This is a genomic window from Kribbella italica, assembly GCF_014205135.1.
Lineage (GTDB): Bacteria > Actinomycetota > Actinomycetes > Propionibacteriales > Kribbellaceae > Kribbella > Kribbella italica.
Genome location: NZ_JACHMY010000001.1, coordinates 6,996,443 through 7,016,791, shown reverse-complemented (window position 1 = coordinate 7,016,791; position 20,349 = coordinate 6,996,443). Strand labels below are relative to the sequence as shown.

Below are 20,349 nucleotides of genomic sequence, written 5' to 3'. Positions count from 1 at the left end.
GCGTCACTCACCCGGGTGAGCTGGCTGAGCCTCGACGAACGCCCGGAACCGCTCAGCAGCTGGTGACAGCGTCCCGCGCAGGCGCCAGCTGAGGCCGATGTCCCGACGAGCCCGTACGCCGGCCAGCGGCACCGGCGTCGCTCCGCTCTCCGTCCCCCGAACCGCTCCACCAGGCAGTACGGCGACGCCCAGCCCCGCGCCGACCAGCCGGTCGATCGTCGTCAGGTCGGTCGACTCGAACGCCACCGACGGCGTGAACCCGGCCGCCTGGCACAGCTCGTCGGTGAGCCGCCGGAAGCCGAAGTCCGGGCGCAGCCCGATGAACGGCTCAGCGGCCGCCTCGGCCAGGTTGATCCGCTGCCGCCCGGCCAGCGCGTGCCCCGGCGGAACATAGAGGCACAGCCGCTGACGCTGCAGCAGGTGCCAGCCGAACACAGCGGGATCCGGTCGAGGGCCGGTGATCGCCAACTCCGACTCCCCAGCGGAGAGGTCCTGCACGATGTCGTGCGACGCCTGCTCGCGCAGCGCGAAGCGGATCGTCGGGGCGACCGCCCGGAACGCCTTCAGCAGATCCGGTACGACGCCGGTCGCGACCGAGTGCAGGAACGCGAGCCGGACCGTCCCCGAGTCGGGATCGACGAGCGTGTCGATCCGCTGCCGCGCGGTGTCGACCGCCGCCGTACCGGCCTGGGCCGCCTCCAGCACGATCCGCCCGTACGGATTGAGCCGCAGGCCGCGGTGCTCGCGCTCGAACAGCGAGACCCCGAAGGCCGCCTCGACGCGGCGCAGCGAGCGCGACAGGTTCGGCTGGCTCGTGCCCAGGGCAGCGGCCGCGGCGGTCAGGTGCTCGGCCTCGGCCAGCACCACGAACCAGCGCAGATCGTCCACATGCATGCGGAAAGCGTATCGATTACTGCCGACTGAGACATTTTACGTATGTCAGAACATCTGGCACCGTCGAGAGCATGCAGACTCCCCCGGTGCAGGTGACGGGCCACCGCCCAGGCACCCCGGGGTACCGCAGACTCTCCACCGCCTTGTTCGCCGCGGGCCTGGCCACGTTCGCCATGCTCTACAGCACCCAGGCGCTGCTGCCCGAGCTGGCGACAGCCTTCGACGTCTCCCCCAGCCAGAGCGCGATCAGCGTTTCGTTGGCCACCCTCGGCCTCGGCATCGCTCTCCTGATCGCCGGACCGGCCTCGGAGGTCCTCGGCCGGACGAAGCTGATGCGCTGGTCCGTGATCGCAGCAGCGGCCATCGCGATCCTGTGCGCACTCGCACCCAACTGGCAGACCCTGCTGGCACTCAGAGGCATCCAGGGCGTCGCACTCGCCGGACTGCCCGCCGTGGCGATGGCCTACCTCCGCGAAGAGGTCCACGAGGACAGCCATGCCAGAGCCAGCGGCCTGTACGTCGCCGGTACGGCGGTCGGTGGCATGACCAGTCGCCTGGTGGCCGGTGGCCTCGCCGACCTCGGCGGATGGCGTACGGCGCTCGGCGGCATCGCCGTACTAGGTGTCGCCTGCGCGGTGCTGCTCATCCTGCTGCTGCCCGAGTCGCGGAACTTCACCGCGACCCGGCCGAGCCTCCAGCAGACCGGCAAGGTGCTGAAGGACCCGGCTCTGCTGGCGCTCTACGCGATCGCGGCAACAGCCATGGGCGCGTTCGTCGCGGTCTACAACGCGACCGGGTTCCGGCTGGCGGCTGCGCCGTACGAGCTCGGACCTGGGCTGGCCAGTCTGGTCTTCGTGGTCTACCTGCTCGGCTCGGCGTCGTCGGCGACCGCCGGGAGACTTGCTGACACCTACGGCCGGCGCGCAGTGGTCCCCATCGGGTGCCTGGTCACGCTGATGGGCATCGCGATCACGTTGACCCACCAGCTCGCACTGGTGGTGGTCGGTCTCGCAGTGATGACCATCGGCTTCTTCGCAGTGCACGGGGTCGCCAGCGGCTGGGTGCCGGCGCGGGCGCACGCGGCCGATGGCGGGACGGCACAGGCGGCAAGCCTCTACCTGTTCGCCTACTACCTGGGCTCGTCGGTGTTCGGGGGCCTCGCGGGAGCAGCGTGGACGCATGAGGCCTGGCCTGGTGTGGCGGCCCTGGCGGGCGCACTGGTGATGGTGACGCTGGTACTGGCGTTGGCGCTCCGACGCGTGCCGAGCCGGGTGAGAAGCTAGAAGCATGACGCGAGCGACAGAAGCGGCGGACACTCTCGGTCTCGCCTACGAGGAGACTCGGCACGGCCGGGTGAACTCGCTCGAGGAGGCCGCGGCCGCGCGTGGGATCGAGCCGGCCAAGCTGATCAAGACGATCGTGGTCCGGCTGGCCGACGACGACTACCGGTTCGTCCTGGTGCCGGGCGACCGCGAGATCGCGTGGCCGAAGCTGCGCACCCTGCTCGGCGTGAAGCGGATCTCGATGCCCAGCGCCGACACCGCGCTGGCGGTGACCGGCTACGTCCGCGGCACGATCACTCCGCTCGGCAGCACGCACGACTGGCCGGTGATCGCCGACGAGCGGATCACCGGGACGATCTCGATCGGCGGCGGTGACCACGGCGTCGGTCTGACCGTCGACGCCGAAGCGCTGGTCAAGGCGACCAACGCCACGGTCGCCGACGTCACGGAGTAAGCAGTCCTCTCTGTCCAGCCCGTAGGCCGGCCTGGAACCGGGTCGTCGCGTCGAGCGCCTTGAGGATCCGCTGCATCCGCCGCTCGACCGTCCGCTGCGCGACCCCCAGCCGCCGCGCGATCGCCTGATCGGTCAGCCCGGCAGCAGCCAGCGCCAGCAGCTGCTGGTCCTCGGCCGACAACGGCCCGTCCGACGGCTCGAACGCCAGTGGCGTCGCCTGCTGCCACAACAGCTCGAACAGCCGCAGCAACCCGTCCAGCAACGACGACGGTCCCAGCTCGACCAGCACGTCGGCACCAGTCTGCAGCAGCCCGGTACGCCGGTCGACGACCACCAGCCTGAGCGGTACGTCGCGAAGCATCCGGCACGACGTACCGGCAGCTCGCGCGGCGTTCAACGACGCCGGGTCCACCAGCAGGGCCATGTCGTAGACCATTCGGTAGACCACACCACCACCAGCCCGCACAGGCAGCGGCAGTACGGCGTCCAGCACCACCACCTCCGTCTGCGCGGACTGCTGCGCCTGGTGGTACCGCTGAGCGATCGCCTCCACGCCGTGGATCACCGTGAACGGCCCGGACTCGGTGGCGGCCCGGAACTCCGCGGTGAGCACCGAAGCGCCCAGCCGCGCCTCGACGATCGCGGCCTGGCGCCGCAACGCCAGGAGCTCGACAGCCGCCTCCGGCACGGCAGGGGTGTACCGGGCCGGGCGGCCCGGCGTACGGGATGCCAGGCCGAGGCCGAGCAGCGACCTGAGGTGCCGAGTGACCCTTGCGACAGGCCAGCCCGTGACCTCGGCCAAACCCACCGTGGTGGATTCCGGCCGGGCCAGAAGCGCCCGGTAGAGCTGCTCGTCCTCCGAGCAGACACCGAGCGCCTCGAGCACCGGAGCGGGGCGGTAGCTGTGCATCAGGGCAGCGAGTGGACGTGCGCGCCGACCTGGTTGGAGAACTGGTTGCCGTTGGTGGCGTCCCAGTTGGTCGACCAGGTCATCGCACCGCGCAGCGTCGGCCAGGTGGTGCTCGGCTTGAAGCTGCCGCAGTTGGTGCCCTTGGTCAGGCAGTCCAGCGCGTTGTTGACGATGGTCGGCGACACGTACCCGCTGCCGGCTCCGCGGGTGGACGCCGGCAGGCCGAGTCCGACCTGGTCGGGCCGCAGGCCGCCCTGCAGCATGATGCAGGCCTGGGCGGTGATGAAGTCGACCGTGCCCTGGGAGTAGACCTGTCCGTTGCAGCCGTTCATCGCGCCGGAGTTGTAGTACTGCACGTTGACGACGGTCAGGATGTCCTTGATCGCCAGGGCCAGCTTGAAGTACTCGAACGACGGCGACTGCATGTCGATCGTCTGCGGCGCCATCGCGATGATCAGCCCGGCGCCGAACTGGCTCTGCAGGCTGCGCAGCGCCTGGCCCATGTACTGCGCGTTGACGCCGTTCTCCAGGTCGATGTCGATCCCGTCGAAGCCGTACTCGCGCAGGACCGACAAAGCGGTCGACGCGAAGTTGGACGCCGCGGTCGCGCTGCCGACCGAGATCGTGCCGCGCTCACCACCGACGGACAGGATGACCTTCTTGCCGGCCGCCTTCTTCGCGGCGATGTCGGCCTTGAACTGGGCCACGGTGTAACCGTTCAACCCGGCGCTGTCCAGGTTGAAGGTGACGCCGCCCGGACGAGCGGCGTCCGCGTCGGCGAAGGCCACCGCGATCAGGTCGTACGCCGCGGGCACGTCGGAGATCTTCTGCACCGCGGCACCGTTGTTGAAGTTCTGCCAGTACCCGGTGAGGATGTGCTTCGGCAGCGACGACGGCGGCACGGTCGGACCGTCCGACGTCGTCCCCGAGACCGAGGCCCCGTACGGCGAGCAGTTGCCGGACGGGTCGCAGGCCCGGACCTTGAAGCCGTACGTCGTACGAGGGGCTAGGCCCGTCGCGGTCCAGCTGGTCACGTTGCCCACACTCGCAGCGGCCTCGGTCCCCCGGACCACCTCGTAGTGGTCGATACCGGAAGCGTCCGTCGCGGCGGACCAGTTCAGCCGCAGCGAGCTCGACGTCGGGCTGCCGACGGTCAGGCCGCCCGGCGTCGACGGCGCGGTCGTGTCCGGCGGCGGCCCGGTCCCGCCCGGCCCGTCGAGTACGACGTCGTCCGCCTGGTACGCCGGTACGCCGTACCAGCCGTGCAGGTAGATGGTCGCGGTCGTGGCACTCGCGCTGGTGGTGAACGTCGTGGTCAGCTGGGACCAGGCCGAGCTGGTGGTCCAGGTGCTGGCCCCACCGTCGGAACCCAGGTACACGTTCGAGCCCTTCACCCAGGCCGACAGGGTGTAGGTCGAGCTGGGCCGGACCGAGACGGTCTGGCTGCACCGGGCGGTGTCGCCGGAGGTCGGAGTGCCCTGGAGGGCGTAGGTGCCGGTCCGGGCCGAGCCGCTGACGGCGGCTCCGGTGCCGGCCGAGCAGGACCAGCCGGCGAGCGAGCCGGTCTCGAAGGTCCCGTTGGTGACGAGGTTGGTCGCGGCCGAGCTGGCGCCAGGCACCAGGAGCAAGCCGACGGAGGCGAGGAGGACGGCGGGGATGATCGCGGCCAGGGGGCGGCGGCTTCGCGAGCGGGTCATGAGACACAAAATGTGATGGCCTCACTACAATGTCAAGACCCTGCATAAAGTGGGAACGCTCTCACGCTCAACAAAAGCTGAAGAATTTACAGAATCGGCAACAAAAGCGCAGAGGCCCGCATCAGAGAGTCGTGGAGGACCTGCGCCGGGAAAGGCGACGGCCCCCGGCGGGGGGGTGACCGGGGGCCGTCTTCGGCCACGGGCTCGGGGGGAGGAGCCGGGGGCCGATCAGGAGGCGACAGTCTGCCACTGTCAGGGAGTATCTACCCCCCGAGCCCGGCCTTCACACATCTCAGTTCTGTTGCAACCAAGACGATGTCCACCAGGTGCCGAACCCCCTCCCAGAGGGCGCTCGAGCCAGTGTCACTGTCACACTGCTCAACAGTCTAACGGGAGACCAGGCCACACGAAAGGCCGGGCCCCTCGGCGTTTCGCCGAACCGCGGAATCCGCCCCCTAAACTCGGTCCATGGAGCACCGGCCGGCCGCCTTCTTCGACCTCGACAAGACGATCATCGCCCGGTCCAGCACGCTGGCCTTCTCCAAGCCGTTCTACGCCGGCGGCCTGATCAACCGGCGGACCGTACTGCGCAGCGCCTACGCCCAGTTCGTCTACCTGCTCGGTGGTGCCGACCACGACCAGATGGAGCGGATGCGTGAGTACCTGTCCGCTATGTGCACAGGCTGGGACGTCCGGACCGTCCAGTCGATCGTCGCCGACACCCTGCACCACATCGTCGAACCGATCGTGTACGACGAGGCGGTGACGCTGATCGAGCAGCACCACGCGGCCGGCCGGGACGTGGTGATCGTGTCGTCGTCCGGGGCCGAGGTGGTCGAGCCGATCGGCGAGCTGCTCGGCGCCGACCGGGTGATCGCCACCCGGATGGTAGTTGCCGATGGCAAGTACACCGGTGAGATCGAGGACTACGTCTACGGACCGCACAAGGCGACCGCGATCACCGCCCTGGCGGCCGCGGAAGGCTATGACCTGCAGGGTTCCTACGGCTACTCCGACTCCGTCACCGACGAGCCGATGCTGTCCGCGGTCGGCCACCCGTTCGCGGTCAACCCGGACAAGGCGCTCCGCCGGCTGGCCCTGGAGCGCGACTGGCCGGTGCTCGACTTCAGCGAGCCGGTCGCCCTGGCCGAGCGGACCAAACGGCTCCACCGGGCGCGCGGCCCGGCCGTCGCGGCGACCGCCGTCGGGGCCGGACTGGCCGCCGGAGCTCTCCTGTACGCCGCCCGCCAACGGTCCCGCCGGCGGGAAAACTGAACGTGACACCAACTTTCTCAACTTGATCAAGACCCCTCAAACTCTTCCCCCACAGGGGTTTGGAGAGTACAAAGGAATCAGCAAAGGGACTTCGGTCCCGGTAGAGAAAATTGCACGGCAGTCAGGTACCCACGCGGCGACCAGCCCATCCCAACCGGGCAGCTCGACCCAGGGCTCGATCCTGTGGCGGCAGACAAGGTGCACGCCTGGTAACCAGAATGACGTGCCAGCGGCGGCGCCCTCGCGAGAGGGCGCCGTTCGCACATCCGGCCCGGAAACCCTTACCGGGTTGGGGAGTTGAGCGGTGACCGCTCCGCCGCCAGCGCGATCACCTCGCACTCGCGCAGCAGCCAGCTCTGGACGCCGGTCACTCCGCGTACCGCGTACCCGGTCAACCCGTCCGGGTACGACGCACCGAGCTCGAGGTGCCCGGCCTCCGGCACCGTGACCGCCACCTGATCGATGCCTCGGGCAACTAACAGGCAGCGCTCGGCCGCCCGGGCGACCAGCCCGTTCGCCGTCGGGAACGGGCGCAGCACGGCCAGCTCGGCGTGCACGATCGCCGCGACGACCAGTCCGGGCGCGGTGGTCGGCGTGGTCAGTGCCTTGGCCAGTCCGCTCAGCCGCTCCCACATCACGTCGGCGGGCGGCGCCGGCGGCAGACCGGGGATGTCGTCGGGCAGCGGCTCGCGACTGGTCCGCAGGTGGCCCAACTGGTCTGCCGAGCCGAGATCGGCGGCCGCCAACTGGTGCAGTCTGGTCCAGACCTGCACCGGAGCGGTGTCGACCTGCGGAGCCAGCCCCATCAGCTCCCCGGTCATCCGCACCGCGCCGGCGGCCAGCGCGTCGCCCTCTCCCCGCCGTACCTCCTCCAGCGTCGACGGACTGCCCGCCAGCGCCGCTGAGGCCTGCGCGCCCCGGAGCAGCGCCTCGGCCGTCACCTCGGAACCGACGCGCCGCAGACCACGGTCCCGGAGCAGTACGTCGACCGCGTCCCGAGCCGCCCGGGCCGCCGACCCGACACCCTCCAGCGCGGCCAGCGGAGCGAACACATCAGCAGTCATGACCTAGACCCTAGGATGGCCTCCCATGGCCAGCAGCACCGACTCCGCTCCGCGGTTCAGCATCGTGGTCCCCTGCCACAACGTGCGACCGTGGCTGCGGCCGTGCCTGGACTCGGTGCTCGGGCAGTCGTTCACCGATTTCGAGGTGATCGGGGTGGACGGCGCCAGCGCCGACGGCACCGACCGGATCCTGGCCGAGTACGCCGCCGCCGACCCGCGGGTGCGGGCGATCACGCTGACCGAGGACATCGGGCTCGGCCCGACCCGGAACGCGGGGCTGAAGGAGTGCCGCGGCGACTACGTGCTGTTCCTGGACGCCGACGACCTCTACACCCCCGGCTCGTTGCAGGCGCTGGCCGAGCGGATCGACGCGACCGACCGCCCGGACCTGGTGATCTTCGACTACGAGCGGATCTTCTGGGACGGCCGCGTGGTCCGCAACCAGCGCCACGACGCGTTCGCGCGCGAGGGCGAGGGCGTCTTCACCGCCGCCGAGCGCCCGGTCTTCCTGACCTTTCTCGAGCTGGTCTGGAACAAGGCCTGCCGGCGCGACTTCCTCACCCTGCACGGCTTCGCCTTCACCGCCGGGTACTACGAGGACGCCCCCTGGACGTACTCGACGATGCTCACCGCCCAGCGGATCGCCACCCTGGACCGGGTCGTCGTGCACTACCGGCAGCACCGCACCGGCGGGAACATCCACGCCACCCGGACCCGCCGGCAGTTCGACATCTTCGACCAGTACGACCGGGTACACGCGTTCATCACGTCGGACCCGGAGCTGGCCGGCTGGCGCAAGTTCGCGTTCGACCGGTCGCTGGACCACATCCTGGCCGTGCTGGCCAAGCCCGAACGGCTGGACCCGGAGGACCGGGCCGAGTTCTTCCACTCCGCCCACCGGTTCGCCAAGCGCTGGAAGCCCGAGGGGTACGCCGCCGACCGGACCAGTCGCGGGTTCAAACGCTGGATGCTGATCCACGACGACTACGCGACGTACTCGACGCTGAAGCTGAGCTCGAAGGTGCTGCACGTGCCGAGTCCGCGCAAGGCGGTCGGCAAGCTGCTGCACCGCGGCGACCCGGACCCGAACCTCGCGCTGTACGGCGCCTACTGGTTCCAGCAGTACGCCTGCAGCCCGCGCGCGATCTACGAGAAGGCCGCCGAGCTGGTCCCCCAGCTGCGCGGGGTCTGGGTGATCGACGCGGACCACATCCAGGCGATCCCGGAGGGCGTCGAGTACGTGGTGGCCGGTTCCCCGGCGTACGAGAAGCTGGTGCACCGGGCGAAGTACTTCGTCAGCAACATGAACCTGCCCAAGGAGCTGGACAAGCGCGACGGGCAGGTCCACGTGCAGACCCAGCACGGGACACCGCTGAAGACGATGGGCACCGACCTGCGGCTGTACCCGCGGGCGGCGCAGGACCTCGACCTGGACGAGCTGATGCGCCAGGTCGACCGGTGGGACTTCAACCTCTCCGCGAACCGGTACTCCTCGGAGATCTGGGAGCGCACCTACCCGTCGCACTTCGAGGAGCTGGAGACCGGCCTCCCGCGCAACGACCGGCTGCTCACCGCGACGCTCGACGAGGTGCGGGCGATCCGGGCCGGGTTCGGCTTCGACGACTCCAACCTCGTCGTCCTGTACGCGCCGACCTGGCGGGACGCGAAGGACGCGGTCCGGACGCCGGCGGGCCTGGTCGACCTCGGCGGCGACGGCCTCCACGTCGACCTGGACCGGCTGGCGGCGGCCGCCGGGGAGAACGGGCGGGTGCTGGTCCGGACCCACTACTCGCTGGCGAAGGGCGCGCCCGAGGTGCACTCCGACCGCGTGGTCGACGTGTCCGGGCACCCGCGGGTCGAGGACCTGATGCTGGCGGCCGACGTCCTGATCTCGGACTACTCGTCGATCAGCTTCGACTACGCGAACCTGGACCGCCCGATCGTGCTGCTGGTCGACGACCAGGCCTTCTACGACACGACCCGCGGGACCTACTTCGACATCACCGAGTTCCCGCCGGGGCTGGTCGCGCGGTCGCCCGACGAGCTCTTCGACGCGCTGCGGACCGGCCGGTTCGCGGCCGCCGAGGCGGCCAAGCACCGGCAGCTGTTCCGGGAGAGGTTCTGCGAGTACGACGACGGCCTGGCCGCGGAGCGCGTGGTCCGGCGGGTCTTCCTCGGCGAGACCGAGCTGCCGCCGATCGTCGCGATGGCCGATCGGAAACCTGCTCCCTCGGCGTACCGGCCGTAGGGCATACTGGTCCACATGTCGACGAGCCTGGTGACCGCGCGCGGTCGCTTCGGCCTGCGACGACGACGCACTGTCTGAACACCTCAGCCCTGTTCCGGTGCCTCGTCTTCCCAAGGATCTGTCATGTCCGATGTTGTTGCTGTTCTGTCCGCGCGGCTGACCGCCGCTGCCGTCGAGGCCTTCGGGCTGAGTGCCGACCCTGAGCTGCGGGCGGCGACGAAGCCTGAGTTCGGGCATTTTCAGAGCAGTGTTGCGCTGCGGTTGGCCAAGCAGCTTGGGCAAGCTCCACGACAGATCGCCGAGCAACTGGTTGCGCAGGCTGAGGTGGGCGACCTGTGCACACTTGAAGTCGCGGGGGCCGGCTTCGTCAATCTGACCCTGTTGCCGAGCACCTTGGCCGCCGGGGTCAACCTCCCCACGAGGTTGCCGGGCAACGGGAAGACCGTGGTCGTCGACTACTCACAGCCCAACGTCGCCAAGCAGATGCACGTCGGCCACCTCCGGTCGACCGTGATCGGCGATGCCCTGTGCAACGTTCTGCAGTACGCCGGGTACGCCGTCGTCCGGCAGAACCACGTCGGTGACTGGGGCACCCAGTTCGGCATGATGGTCGAGCAGCTCCTGGCCGAGGGAACGCCCGCCGGCGAGCTCGACCTGGAGGAGATGCAGCAGCTCTACCAGCGGTCGCGGAGACACTTCGACAGCGATCCGGCGTTCGTCGGCCTGTCCCGGCGGCGGGTCGTCCTGCTGCAGTCCGGCGACCCCGAGACCAGGGGCATCTGGCAACAACTCGTGGACATCTCGCTGGCCGAGTTCGACCGGGTCTACGCGTTTCTCGGCTCGCCGCTGACGCAGGCGGACGTCGTCGGCGAGAGCGCGTACAACGCCGATCTCCCCAGCATCGTCGACGACCTCGACGCGGCCGGGCTGCTGACCGTGTCCGACGGCGCGCAGTGCGCGTTCCTCGACGGGTTCACCGGTCGCGACGGGTCGCCGTTGCCGGTGATCGTGCGGAAGTCCGACGGCGGCTTCGGCTACAGCGCGACCGACCTGGCCGCCGTACGGCACCGGGTCCGGGACCTGCACGCCGACCGGATCGTGTACGTCGTCGACCACCGGCAGACGCTGCACTTCCAGCAGATCTTCGCACTCGCCCGCGCGGCCAACTGGTTGCCCGAGACAACGAAGGCCGAACACGTCGCGTTCGGCACCGTGCTCGGCCCGGACGGCAAACCCTTCAAGACCCGGGACGGCGGCACGGTCTACCTGGTCTCACTGCTCGACGCGGCGGTCGCCCGGGCCACGACATTGCTCGCCGACCGCGAAGGCATCGACCGGGCCGCGGTCGCCCGGGCGGTCGGCATCGGCGCGGTGAAGTACGCCGATCTGTCCAGCGACCGGACCAACGACTACGTCTTCGACCTGGACCGGATGGTCGCGATGACCGGCAACACCGGCCCGTACCTGCAGTACGCCCACGCCCGGCTGACCCGGCTCCTCACCAAGGCCGGCACCACCGACGACAAGGTCACTGTGCTCCATGACCCGGCCGAGCAACGGCTGGCCCTCCTGCTGGCCGGCTTCGACGACGCCGTCCTGCAGGTCGCCGAGACCCTGCAGCCGCACCGGCTCTGCACTTACCTGTACGACGTCGCGACCGCGCTGTCCGCGTTCTACGAGTCCTGCCCGGTCCTCACCAGCGAGGGCGAGACGCGGAGCAGCCGGCTCGCGCTCTGCGCCGCGACTCGCGCCGTACTGCACGACGGCCTGACGCTCCTGGGCATGACCGCCCCGGACGCGATGTGACGGTCAGAGCTTGCGGAGGGTGTGCAGCGCCTCGACGGCGTGGGTGACCAGCTCCTGCTCGGTGAGCCGGCGCTCGCCCTCGGGCAGGCCGGACCACTCGATCGCCAGGTCCTCGACGTACGCGAACCAGGCGTGCGCGCGCATCCGCTCCGGGGTCGCCGGCTCCCGGTCGGCCTCGGGAACGTCGAGGAGCTCCAGCACCCGGTCGGCCATCGTCGTCCGGGTCTTGGCGTAGACCTCGACCGCGTAGTCGTCACCGCCGGCGGCACCGCGGACGAACGAGATGTAGGCCCGGCGGCGACGGGTGATGAAGGCAACGAACGCGAGCAGCATCTCGTGCAGCTGCTCGTCGCGCGGGCGGTTGCCGTCCGGCTTGGTCAGCCGCAGCAACCGGCGGCCGGCCGCGGAGATGACGGCGAGGTAGTAGTCGTGCTTGCTCGGGAAGTACTGGAACAGCACGCTGCGGGAGATGCCCGCCTCGCTCACGATCGCGTCGATCGACAGTTCGTGGATCGGCTGCTCGCGCAGCATCATCAGACCGATCCGGACCAGTTGCTTCTTGCGGTCCTCTGCCGACAGCCCGTGGTCCATTCATCGAGCATTGCTCAGGAGCTATGGGGTGGTCAAGGCAGCCACTGCGGGGTTGACCGGTAATTGAGGTGCTGCGGCATCGTTCGCGGCCTACCGTCGGCAGATGGGTATCGACGAGGGGTGGCCGGCCGGTCTGACGGTCCGGCCGATCGACAAGTCCCACGCGGCCGCGTGGGCCGGGTTACTGGCGGCCAAGGAGAAGGTGGACGCCGAGGGGGAGAACTACGACGCCGACGACCTGATCGAGGAGCTGGCCGATCCGAAGCTCGACGCGGCGCGCGACACGATCGGGATCTGGTCCGGCGAGCAGATGGTCGGGTACGGCGTCGTCCGCGCACCGGACCAGGTGGTGGACGTGCACCGGGTCCGTACCGAGGGCGCCGTCCACCCGGAGTGGCGCGGCCGAGGGATCGGCAGCGCGTTGGTGCCGTGGCTGACCCGTCGCGCCACCGAGCTGCACCACGAGCGGCAGCCGGGCGCCGAGGGCGAGATCAACACCGGCGCGATCGACACCAACACGAGCGCGCTGGCGTTGCTGGCCGTCCTCGGCTTCGAGCGCTGCCGCTACTTCTTCTCCATGGAACGGACCTTCGGTACGCCGGTCGAGGTGCCGCCCGTCCCCGACGGGCTGCGCCTGGTCGCCTACACCCCGGCGTACGACGAACCGCTGCGGATCGCCCACAACGAGGTGTTCCTCGATCACTGGGGCTCGTCGCCGAAGAGCCCGGAGAGCTGGAAGACCTGGTTCACCGGCGCCCGGGCCTTCCGGCCCGAGCTCGCGTACCTGGTGCTGGACGGCGACGAGGTGGTCGCCTACACGATCGGCTACGAGTACGTCGCCGACACCGAGGCGACCGGGATCCGCGAGGTGTACGTCGGCCAGGTCGGCACCAAGCGGTCCCACCGGGGCCGTGGCCTGGCGGCACTCGCGCTGGCCAAGGTGATGGCCGAAGCGGAGGCCGCCGGGTTCCAGCGCGCGTCACTCGGCGTCGACGCGGACAACCCGACCGGCGCGCTCGGCCTGTACGAGCGCCTCGGGTACACGACCAAGAACACCTGGATCAGTCACCGGCTCCCGCTGGCCTGAGCGGGAGCCGGACCTCGACGACGAGGCCACCGCCGGGTCGCGGGTGGGCGGTCGCCTCGCCGCCGTGGCTGCGCGCCACCGCGCGCACGATCGACAGCCCGAGCCCGAAGCCACGCTCGGCGCCGGCCCGCGGGGTCCCGCGCTGGTGGAACGGCCGGAAGAGCGACTCGACCTCGTACGCGGGGATCTCCGCGCCGGTGTTGGCCACCGTGAGCAGCGCGTCGTCGCCCGATCGCGCGGTCGCCACCGACAGCCAGCCGCCGGGCTGGTTGTGCCGGACCGCGTTCTCGACCAGGTTCTGGATGAGGCGCTCCAGCAGCACCGGATCGCCGGTCACCTCGACCGGGGCGAACTCGCGCCGGACCTCCAGGTCACCGGCGTCGTGGACGACCTGATCGGCGATCTCGGCCAGGTCGACGGCGGTCCGTTCGGTCACCTCGTTCTCACTGTCGGCCAGGACGAGCAGCCCCTCGATCAGCCGTTCGTGCCGGTGGTTGACCTCGAGCAGCGACCCGCCGAGCCGCCGGATCTCGGCGGAGGCGGCCGGCTCGGTGACGGCCAGCTCGATCAGCGCACGGTTCAGCGCCAGCGGTGTGCGCAGCTCGTGCGAGGCATTGGCGACGAACCGCCGTTGGCCGTCGAACGAGCGGTCCAAGTGCTCCAGCATCTCGTCGAAGGTGTCCGCGAGCTGCTTCACCTCGTCGTCCGGCCCGTCCAGGCCGATGCGTTCGTGCAACCCGCGGCCCGCGCCGGTCGAGGTGGAGATCCGGTGCGCGGTCTCGCGGATCCGCTGCACCGGCCGCAACGCCCGCCCGGCCACGACCCAGCCGGCGCCTCCGGCGAGCAGGCCGACCCCCAGCAGAGCGATGCCTCCACCGGTCAGCACCGACCTGGCCGCAGCCGACCGCAGCTCGTCCTGCTGCCGCCGGATCTCGGCCACCTGTGCCTCGACATCGGTGCCGGGTCGTTCGGTGCTGGGTTGTTCAGGGCCGGGTCGTTCGGGGCCGTCGGGGCTCGCGGCCGCCGCTGACCGGATCGCGGTGATCCTGGCGTCGGCCTGTTTGGCCAGCTGTCCGGCCAGGCTGTTCTGGACCAGGACCGAGGTGATCGCCAGCAGGACCGCTCCGGCGACCAGGAACAGGCCGCCGTACAGGAGGGTCAGCCGCGTCCGCAGCGTCCACCGGTTCATGGCAACCGGTACCCGGCGCCGGGCACGGTCTCGACCAGCGGGGGTTCGCCGAGCTTGCGCCGGAGCTTCACCATCGTCATCCGGACCGCGTTGGTGAACGGGTCGATGTGCTCGTCCCACGCCTTCTCCAGCAGCGTCTCGGCCGACACGACCGCGCCGTCCGCCCGCAGCAGTTCGGCCAGTACGGCGAACTCCCGGTTCGCCAGGTCGACCCGGCGGCCGTCCCGCTCGACCGACCGGCGGACCGGGTCCAGCCGGACGCCGGAGCGCTCCAGCACCGGCGGGACGGCGGGACGCGAGCGCCGGGCCAGCGCGTGCACGCGGGCCGACAGCTCGGCGAAGGCGAACGGCTTGCTCAGATAGTCGTCGGCACCGATCGCCAGCCCGGCGACCCGCTCGCGGATCGCCGCGGCGGCGGTGAGCATCAGCACCCGGGTGCCGGTGCCTGCGGCAACGACCTGACGGCACACCTCGTCGCCGTGCACGTGCGGCAGGTCCCGGTCGAGCACGACCACGTCGTACTCGTTCACGCCGGTCCGCTCCAGCGCCGCGGCGCCGTCGTACGCGATGTCGACGGCGAACGACTCGCGCCGCAGCCACTCGGCGATCGCGTCGGCGAGCATCCGTTCGTCCTCGACCACCAGGATCCGCATCGTTCCTCCGTCCACCCGTGAACCCATCCTGCCGCGCCCGGTGTAACCACGGGATAACCCCGCGACGGCGAGTTACGGCGTGGTTATCGCCGGCTGGCTCTACTTCTCGGCAACGACCTCCCGGAAGGAGAACCACGATGACGATGCTCAGAACCCTGCTGGTGGTACCTGTGCTGGCCCTGGCGCTCGCCTCCTGCGGTGACTCGGGCAGCACCGGTGTCGCGACCGCGGACCAGCCGAGCGCCTCCGCGGCACCCGCCACGACCGCTCCCCCGGCCGCGACCGGCTTCAGCGAGTGCATGGCCGGGTACGGCCTCGAGGTGAACGACCCCAAGCCCGGCGAGGGGCTCGGGATCGACCCGAAGGTCGCCCAGAACCCCGGGTTCGACGCGGCGATGCAGGCCTGCAAGAAGTACCTGACCGGCGGTGAGCGGACCGCGTCGAGCGATCCCGCGGACCTGGCCAAGTACAAGGCGTTCGCGGAGTGCGTACGGGCCAACGGGCTGCCGGACTTCCCAGACCCCAAGCCCGGTGGTGACGGCGGCCTGTTCGGCGAGGGCTTCGACCGGAACAGCCCGGCGTTCCAGAACGCCGCCAAGAAGTGCAACCACCACCTGTCCGGAGCTGCGGGATGAGGCGGCGGCTGCTCGTGGCGGCCGGCGTACTGGCTGCTGCCGGCCTGGCTGCGCTGCTGCTCTGGCCGGACGCGTCGGCAGGTGAGTCGACGGCGGAGGGCGGGCTGCCGCCGGGAACGACGAAGGTGGTCAAGACCACCCTGGTCCAGACCGTGCAGGTCGGCGGCACGCTCTCGTACGGCGTACCGCAGGGGCTGAAGGCACCACCGGGTGGCGGGACCCTCACGTGGATGCCGCCCGAGGGCGCGACGGTGGGGTTCGGCGCACCGGCGTACAAGGTGAACAACCTGCCGGTGGTGCTGATCAAGGGCACCGTGCCGCTCTACCGCACGCTGCAGCAGGGGGTGAGCGGGCCGGACGTGCTGCAGCTGGAACAGTTCCTGAAGGCCGAGGGCTACCTGAAGGCGAAGCCGAACAGCACGTTCGGCTCGGCGACGACAGCGGCCGTCAAGGACTGGCAGGACGCCGTCGGGCGGTCGGAGACCGGGGTGGTCGAGCCCGGTCAGATCCTCGTCCAGCCGACCCCGATCCGGCTCATGATGCACAACGCCGAGCTCGGCGACCAGTTGGCGGCCGGCACCGCGCTCTTCACCTTCAACACCACCGTGCCGAAGGTGATCGTCGGGCTGGACGTCGCCAAGCAGTACCTGGTCGCCAAGGGCCTGACCGCGACGGTGGTGCTGCCCAACGGCAAGAAGACGTCAGGCAAGGTCGCCTCGGTTTCCACGGTCGCCACCCAGCCCGCGGCCGGCAGCAACGAGCCGCCGCATGTCCCGGTCGTGATCACGCTGACCGACCCGAAGGTCGTCACCGGGCTCGACTCGGCGCCTGTCGACGTACAGCTGGTCGCCGCGCAGAAGAAGGGCGTGCTGGCGGTGCCGGTCAACGCACTGGTCGCCCTGGCCGAGGGCGGGTACGGCGTGCAGGTGGTCGACGGGACGACCAGCCACTACGTCGCGGTGCAGCTCGGTCTCTTCGCCGGCGGCAAGGTCGAGGTGTCCGGCTCCGGCCTGAGTGCCGGTACGACGATCGGGGTGCCGGCATGACTGCGCTGGTGGAGCTGGACCGGGCGTCGCGGACGTACGCCGGTGACGTCGCCGCCCTGACCGCGGCCAGCCTGCGGATCGAACGCGGCGAGCTGGTCGGCGTCGTCGGCCCGTCGGGGTCGGGCAAGTCGACGCTGCTCAACCTGATCGGATCGCTCGACCGCCCGACCAGCGGGACGGTCCGGATCGACGGGCACCTGGTCGGCGCGCTGACCGACCGGGAGATCTCCGCGCTGCGGTCGCGACGGATCGGGTTCGTCTTCCAGCAGTTCCACCTGACCTCCGGAGTCGTTGCCATCGACAACGTTGCCGACGGCCTCCTGTACGCCGGGGTGCCGCGGCCCGAAAGGCTCCGGCGGGCGGCGGCCGCGCTGGCGGAGGTCGGGCTCGGGCACCGGGTCGGCCATCGGCCGCACGAGCTGTCCGGCGGCGAGCGGCAACGGGTCGCGATCGCCCGCGCGATCGTCGGCCGGCCGGCGCTGCTGCTGGCCGACGAGCCGACCGGCAACCTGGACAGCACCGCGGGGCGCGGCGTGATGGACCTGCTGCACGCCCTCCGCGCCGCCGGGACGACGGTCGTGGTGATCACCCACGACCGCTCGATCGCCGCCACTCTCCCCCGCCGGGTCGAACTCCTCGACGGCCGCATCGTCACCGACACCGCCGGCCAAAGGAGCGCCGGAGCCGACGAAGGCGCCGGCCCGGAGCCCCAAGCCTCCCCGCCGATCGGAGGCCGGACCGATGAACACCGGTGACCCACTCGTCCCCGCGAGACTGCGGACGACAGACCTGTTGCGGGTCGGCGGTGCCGGACTGCGGTCGCGGCCGTTGCGCGTGGCCCTGTCCGCGCTGGGGATCGCGATCGGTATCGCGGCGATGATCTCCGTGGTCGGCATCTCCGCCTCCAGCCGGGCGGACTTCGACCGGCAGATGGAGGCCCTCGGCACCAACCTCCTGACCGTCGGCCCCGGGCAGAACGTGTTCGGCGAGCAGGCGCACCTGCCGACCGAGTCGGTCGGGATGATCGACCGGATCGGACCGGTGACCGCGGCCACCGCCACCGGCCGGCTGCCGAGCACCAACGTCTACCGCAACGACCAGATCCCCACCGGTCAGACCGGGGGCATCTCGGTACTGGCTGCCCAGGTCGACCTGCTCTCCGCGGTCGGCACGACAGTTGCCAGCGGCACCTTCTTGAACGACGCCTCGGCGAAGTACCCGGCCGTCGTACTCGGTGCCGGCACGGCCGCTCACTTGGGCATCAGCACCGCGGAACCCGGTCAGCAGGTCTGGCTCGGCGGCTCCTGGTTCACGGTCGTCGGGCTGCTCGCGCCCGCACCCCTGGCTCCGGAGCTGGACACCGCGGCGCTGGTCGGCTGGCCGGTCGCGCAGCAGCTCCTGCACTTCGACGGCTACCCGACGACGGTCTACGCCCGTGCCGCGGACGACTCCGTCACCGCCGTCCAGAAGGTGCTCGCGGCAACAGCCAGTCCACAGGCGCCGAACGAGGTCGAGGTCTCCCGCCCGTCCGACGCGCTCGCCGCCCAGCAGGCCGCCGACGCGACGCTGAACGCGCTGCTGCTCGGTCTCGGCTCGGTCGCGCTGCTGGTCGGCGGGGTCGGCGTCGCCAACACGATGGTGATCTCCGTGCTCGAACGCCGGGCCGAGATCGGCCTGCGCCGTTCGCTGGGCGCTACCCGGGGGCAGATCCGCGGCCAGTTCCTGATGGAGGCGCTGTTGCTGTCCGGACTCGGCGGCGTGTGCGGCGCCCTGCTCGGATCCGGGGTGACGATCGTCTACGCGGTCACGCAGGGCTGGCCGGCCGTCGTACCGGTTCCTGCGCTGGCCGGCGGGCTGATGGCGACGCTGGTGATCGGGAGTCTGGCCGGGCTCTACCCGGCGGTCCGCGCCGCACGGATGTCACCGACCGAGGCCCTGGCCACTCCGTGAGGAGTGCCAGGGCCCCGGCCCGTCGGTCAGAAGTGCGAGTCCACGGCGACCGGCTCGACCGCGGCCGGTTCGGTGGCGGTCTCCGGGCGGACCGTCTTCTTGCGGACCCAGGGGCGGACACCAAGGACGATCACCAGCAGCGTCAGCCCGGCGTACACGGCCGAGCCGATGAACGCGGCGTGCACGCCGTCGGTGAGGATCTCGCGGGCCGCGTCGGCCGGGTTGGTCGACGACGGGGAGGCGTTGCGGCTCGCCGTACCGAAGACGGTGACCAGGATGCCCAGTCCGAGTGCGCCACCGACCTGCTGCAGGACGTTGAGCAGACCCGAGGCGGCGCCCGCGTCCTCAGCCGGTACGCCGGACAGCGCGCGCCCGGTCAGCGGGATGAAGATCAGACCGGCGCCCGCACCGAACAGGATCAGCGGACCGACCACACCACCCAGGTAGCTGCTGTCCACCGTGATCCGGGTCAGCCAGAGCATGCCGGCCGTGACCGAGACCGCGCCGGCGATCATCATCAGCCCGTTGTCGACCCGGCCGGTCAGCCGCGGCACGATCCGGGACGACGCGAACAGCAGACCGGTCATCGGCAGGAAGGCCAGGCCGGCGGCCAGCGGGCTGAACTCCAGCACGCCCTGCAGGAACTGGGTGAGGAAGAAGAACATCCCGAACATCGTGCCGACCACCAGCAGCATGGTCAGGTACGACGCCACCCGGTCGGCGTTCCGGAACATCCGCAGCGGCACGATCGGGTGGCTGACCCGGCGCTCGACCAGGACGAAGACAACCAGCAGCACGACACCGGCCGCGAACGACGCGAGCACCTCGGGCGAGCTCCAGCCCGCCTCGGCCACACGGATGAACCCGTAGACCAGCGCGGTGATACCGACCGTCGAGGTCAGCGCACCGGCCACGTCGAAGCGGCCCTGCTCCCGCGGCGTCTCGGTGAGCACCCGGCGCGCGGCGACGACCAGCGCGATACCGATCGGGATGTTGATGAACAGGCCCCAGCGCCAGGAGACCCAGTCGGTCAGCATGCCACCGAGCACCAGGCCGATGCTGGCGCCGCCGGAGGAGACGAGGCTGTAGAGACCGAGCGCCTTCATCCGCTCCGGTCCCTCCTTGAAGGTCAGCATCAGCAGGGTGAGCGCGGCCGGAGCGGCGATCGCGCCGCCGATGCCCTGCAGGACCCGGGCGGCGAGCAGCAGCTCCGCCGTCGGGGCCAGACCGCCGAGCGCGGAGGCGACGGTGAAGATGCTGACGCCGGTGATGAAGACGCGGCGGCGGCCGAGCAGGTCGCCGGCGCGGGCGCCGAGCAGCAGCAGACCGCCGAAGGCCAGCGCGTACGCGTTCTGCACCCAGGACAGGTTGGCCGGGCTGAAGTCGAGAGCGGTCTGGATCTTGGGCATCGCGATGTTCACCACGGTGCCGTCGAGGATCACCATCAGCTGGGTGATCACGATCACCGCGAGAACGACGCCTGGCCGTCTGGCGGGAGCAGCGGAAGTAGCCGACATAGGAGAGAACTTGCTCCTTCCCCCGGAGGGGCTAGAGTTGAGATCAGAGG

Annotated in this window: 18 protein-coding genes; 10 read left to right on the top strand and 8 right to left on the bottom strand. The window is 70.6% G+C overall.

Features of this window, described 5'->3' with window-relative positions; translation table 11 throughout:
- Positions 1-3: 3 nt before the first annotated feature.
- The gene (locus tag HDA39_RS32760) at positions 4-894 is read right to left on the bottom strand and encodes a LysR family transcriptional regulator (protein ID WP_184801809.1); all 891 of its coding nucleotides are present in this window, start codon (positions 892-894) and stop codon (positions 4-6) included.
- Between the two features lie 71 nt (positions 895-965).
- Between HDA39_RS32760 and HDA39_RS32755 the strand changes: the two genes are divergently transcribed.
- Positions 966-2,177 carry an MFS transporter gene (locus HDA39_RS32755; RefSeq protein ID WP_184801808.1) on the top strand — a complete coding sequence of 404 codons (1,212 nt, stop codon included), beginning with the start codon at positions 966-968 and terminating at the stop codon, positions 2,175-2,177.
- Between the two features lie 4 nt (positions 2,178-2,181).
- Positions 2,182-2,631, top strand: coding sequence for an aminoacyl-tRNA deacylase (locus tag HDA39_RS32750; protein ID WP_184801806.1), 450 nt, complete (start codon positions 2,182-2,184; stop codon positions 2,629-2,631).
- On the opposite strand, the gene HDA39_RS32745 is transcribed toward HDA39_RS32750, so the two are convergent.
- On the bottom strand, positions 2,621-3,541 hold the full coding sequence (locus HDA39_RS32745) for a helix-turn-helix domain-containing protein (protein ID WP_184801804.1): 921 nt from the start codon (positions 3,539-3,541) through the stop codon (positions 2,621-2,623). The genes HDA39_RS32750 and HDA39_RS32745 overlap by 11 nt on opposite strands.
- A complete protein-coding gene (locus HDA39_RS32740) occupies positions 3,541-5,238 on the bottom strand; it encodes a chitinase (protein ID WP_184801802.1) in 1,698 nt (565 codons plus the stop codon). The genes HDA39_RS32745 and HDA39_RS32740 overlap by 1 nt, the downstream gene beginning before the upstream one ends.
- A 468-nt stretch (positions 5,239-5,706) precedes the next feature.
- On the opposite strand from HDA39_RS32740, the gene HDA39_RS32735 reads away from it, so the two are divergent.
- Positions 5,707-6,513, top strand: coding sequence for an HAD family hydrolase (locus tag HDA39_RS32735; protein WP_184801800.1), 807 nt, complete (start codon positions 5,707-5,709; stop codon positions 6,511-6,513).
- A 281-nt stretch (positions 6,514-6,794) separates the two neighbouring features.
- Here the strand turns inward: HDA39_RS32735 and HDA39_RS32730 are convergent, their stop codons facing one another.
- On the bottom strand, positions 6,795-7,577 hold the full coding sequence (locus tag HDA39_RS32730; RefSeq protein WP_184801798.1) for a Fic family protein: 783 nt from the start codon (positions 7,575-7,577) through the stop codon (positions 6,795-6,797).
- 25 nt (positions 7,578-7,602) lie between these two features.
- On the opposite strand from HDA39_RS32730, the gene HDA39_RS32725 reads away from it, so the two are divergent.
- Positions 7,603-9,825 carry a bifunctional glycosyltransferase/CDP-glycerol:glycerophosphate glycerophosphotransferase gene (locus HDA39_RS32725; RefSeq protein ID WP_184801796.1) on the top strand — a complete coding sequence of 741 codons (2,223 nt, stop codon included), beginning with the start codon at positions 7,603-7,605 and terminating at the stop codon, positions 9,823-9,825.
- A gap of 123 nt (positions 9,826-9,948) precedes the next feature.
- Complete coding sequence (gene argS / locus HDA39_RS32720; RefSeq protein ID WP_184801794.1) at positions 9,949-11,631, top strand: arginine--tRNA ligase; 1,683 nt, start codon at positions 9,949-9,951, stop codon at positions 11,629-11,631.
- Positions 11,632-11,634: 3 nt separating this feature from the next.
- Here the strand turns inward: argS and HDA39_RS32715 are convergent, their stop codons facing one another.
- Complete coding sequence (locus tag HDA39_RS32715; RefSeq protein WP_184801792.1) at positions 11,635-12,222, bottom strand: TetR/AcrR family transcriptional regulator; 588 nt, start codon at positions 12,220-12,222, stop codon at positions 11,635-11,637.
- Positions 12,223-12,325: 103 nt separating this feature from the next.
- On the opposite strand from HDA39_RS32715, the gene HDA39_RS32710 reads away from it, so the two are divergent.
- Positions 12,326-13,309 carry a GNAT family N-acetyltransferase gene (locus tag HDA39_RS32710; RefSeq protein WP_184801790.1) on the top strand — a complete coding sequence of 328 codons (984 nt, stop codon included), beginning with the start codon at positions 12,326-12,328 and terminating at the stop codon, positions 13,307-13,309.
- On the opposite strand, the gene HDA39_RS32705 is transcribed toward HDA39_RS32710, so the two are convergent.
- Both HDA39_RS32705 and HDA39_RS32700 read right to left on the bottom strand, forming a co-directional pair.
- Positions 13,284-14,498, bottom strand: coding sequence for a sensor histidine kinase (locus HDA39_RS32705; protein ID WP_184801789.1), 1,215 nt, complete (start codon positions 14,496-14,498; stop codon positions 13,284-13,286). The two genes, HDA39_RS32710 and HDA39_RS32705, sit on opposite strands and share 26 nt — an antisense overlap.
- The gene (locus tag HDA39_RS32700) at positions 14,495-15,151 is read right to left on the bottom strand and encodes a response regulator transcription factor (protein ID WP_184801786.1); all 657 of its coding nucleotides are present in this window, start codon (positions 15,149-15,151) and stop codon (positions 14,495-14,497) included. Before HDA39_RS32700 ends, HDA39_RS32705 begins: the two co-directional genes overlap by 4 nt.
- A gap of 137 nt (positions 15,152-15,288) precedes the next feature.
- Between HDA39_RS32700 and HDA39_RS32695 the strand changes: the two genes are divergently transcribed.
- From HDA39_RS32695 to HDA39_RS32680, 4 genes are read left to right on the top strand one after another with little or no spacing between them, the layout of a single operon-like run.
- Complete coding sequence (locus HDA39_RS32695) at positions 15,289-15,786, top strand: hypothetical protein (RefSeq protein WP_184801784.1); 498 nt, start codon at positions 15,289-15,291, stop codon at positions 15,784-15,786.
- Positions 15,783-16,832 (top strand): peptidoglycan-binding protein, encoded by a 1,050-nt coding sequence (locus HDA39_RS32690; protein WP_184801782.1) that lies wholly within the window; start codon positions 15,783-15,785, stop codon positions 16,830-16,832. Before HDA39_RS32695 ends, HDA39_RS32690 begins: the two co-directional genes overlap by 4 nt.
- Positions 16,829-17,587, top strand: coding sequence for an ABC transporter ATP-binding protein (locus tag HDA39_RS32685; protein WP_184801780.1), 759 nt, complete (start codon positions 16,829-16,831; stop codon positions 17,585-17,587). Before HDA39_RS32690 ends, HDA39_RS32685 begins: the two co-directional genes overlap by 4 nt.
- Complete coding sequence (locus tag HDA39_RS32680) at positions 17,574-18,782, top strand: ABC transporter permease (RefSeq protein ID WP_184801778.1); 1,209 nt, start codon at positions 17,574-17,576, stop codon at positions 18,780-18,782. The genes HDA39_RS32685 and HDA39_RS32680 overlap by 14 nt, the downstream gene beginning before the upstream one ends.
- A 26-nt stretch (positions 18,783-18,808) precedes the next feature.
- On the opposite strand, the gene HDA39_RS32675 is transcribed toward HDA39_RS32680, so the two are convergent.
- Positions 18,809-20,299, bottom strand: a complete 1,491-nt coding sequence (locus HDA39_RS32675) for an MFS transporter (RefSeq protein WP_184801776.1) — start codon at positions 20,297-20,299, stop codon at positions 18,809-18,811.
- Positions 20,300-20,349: the final 50 nt, after the last annotated feature.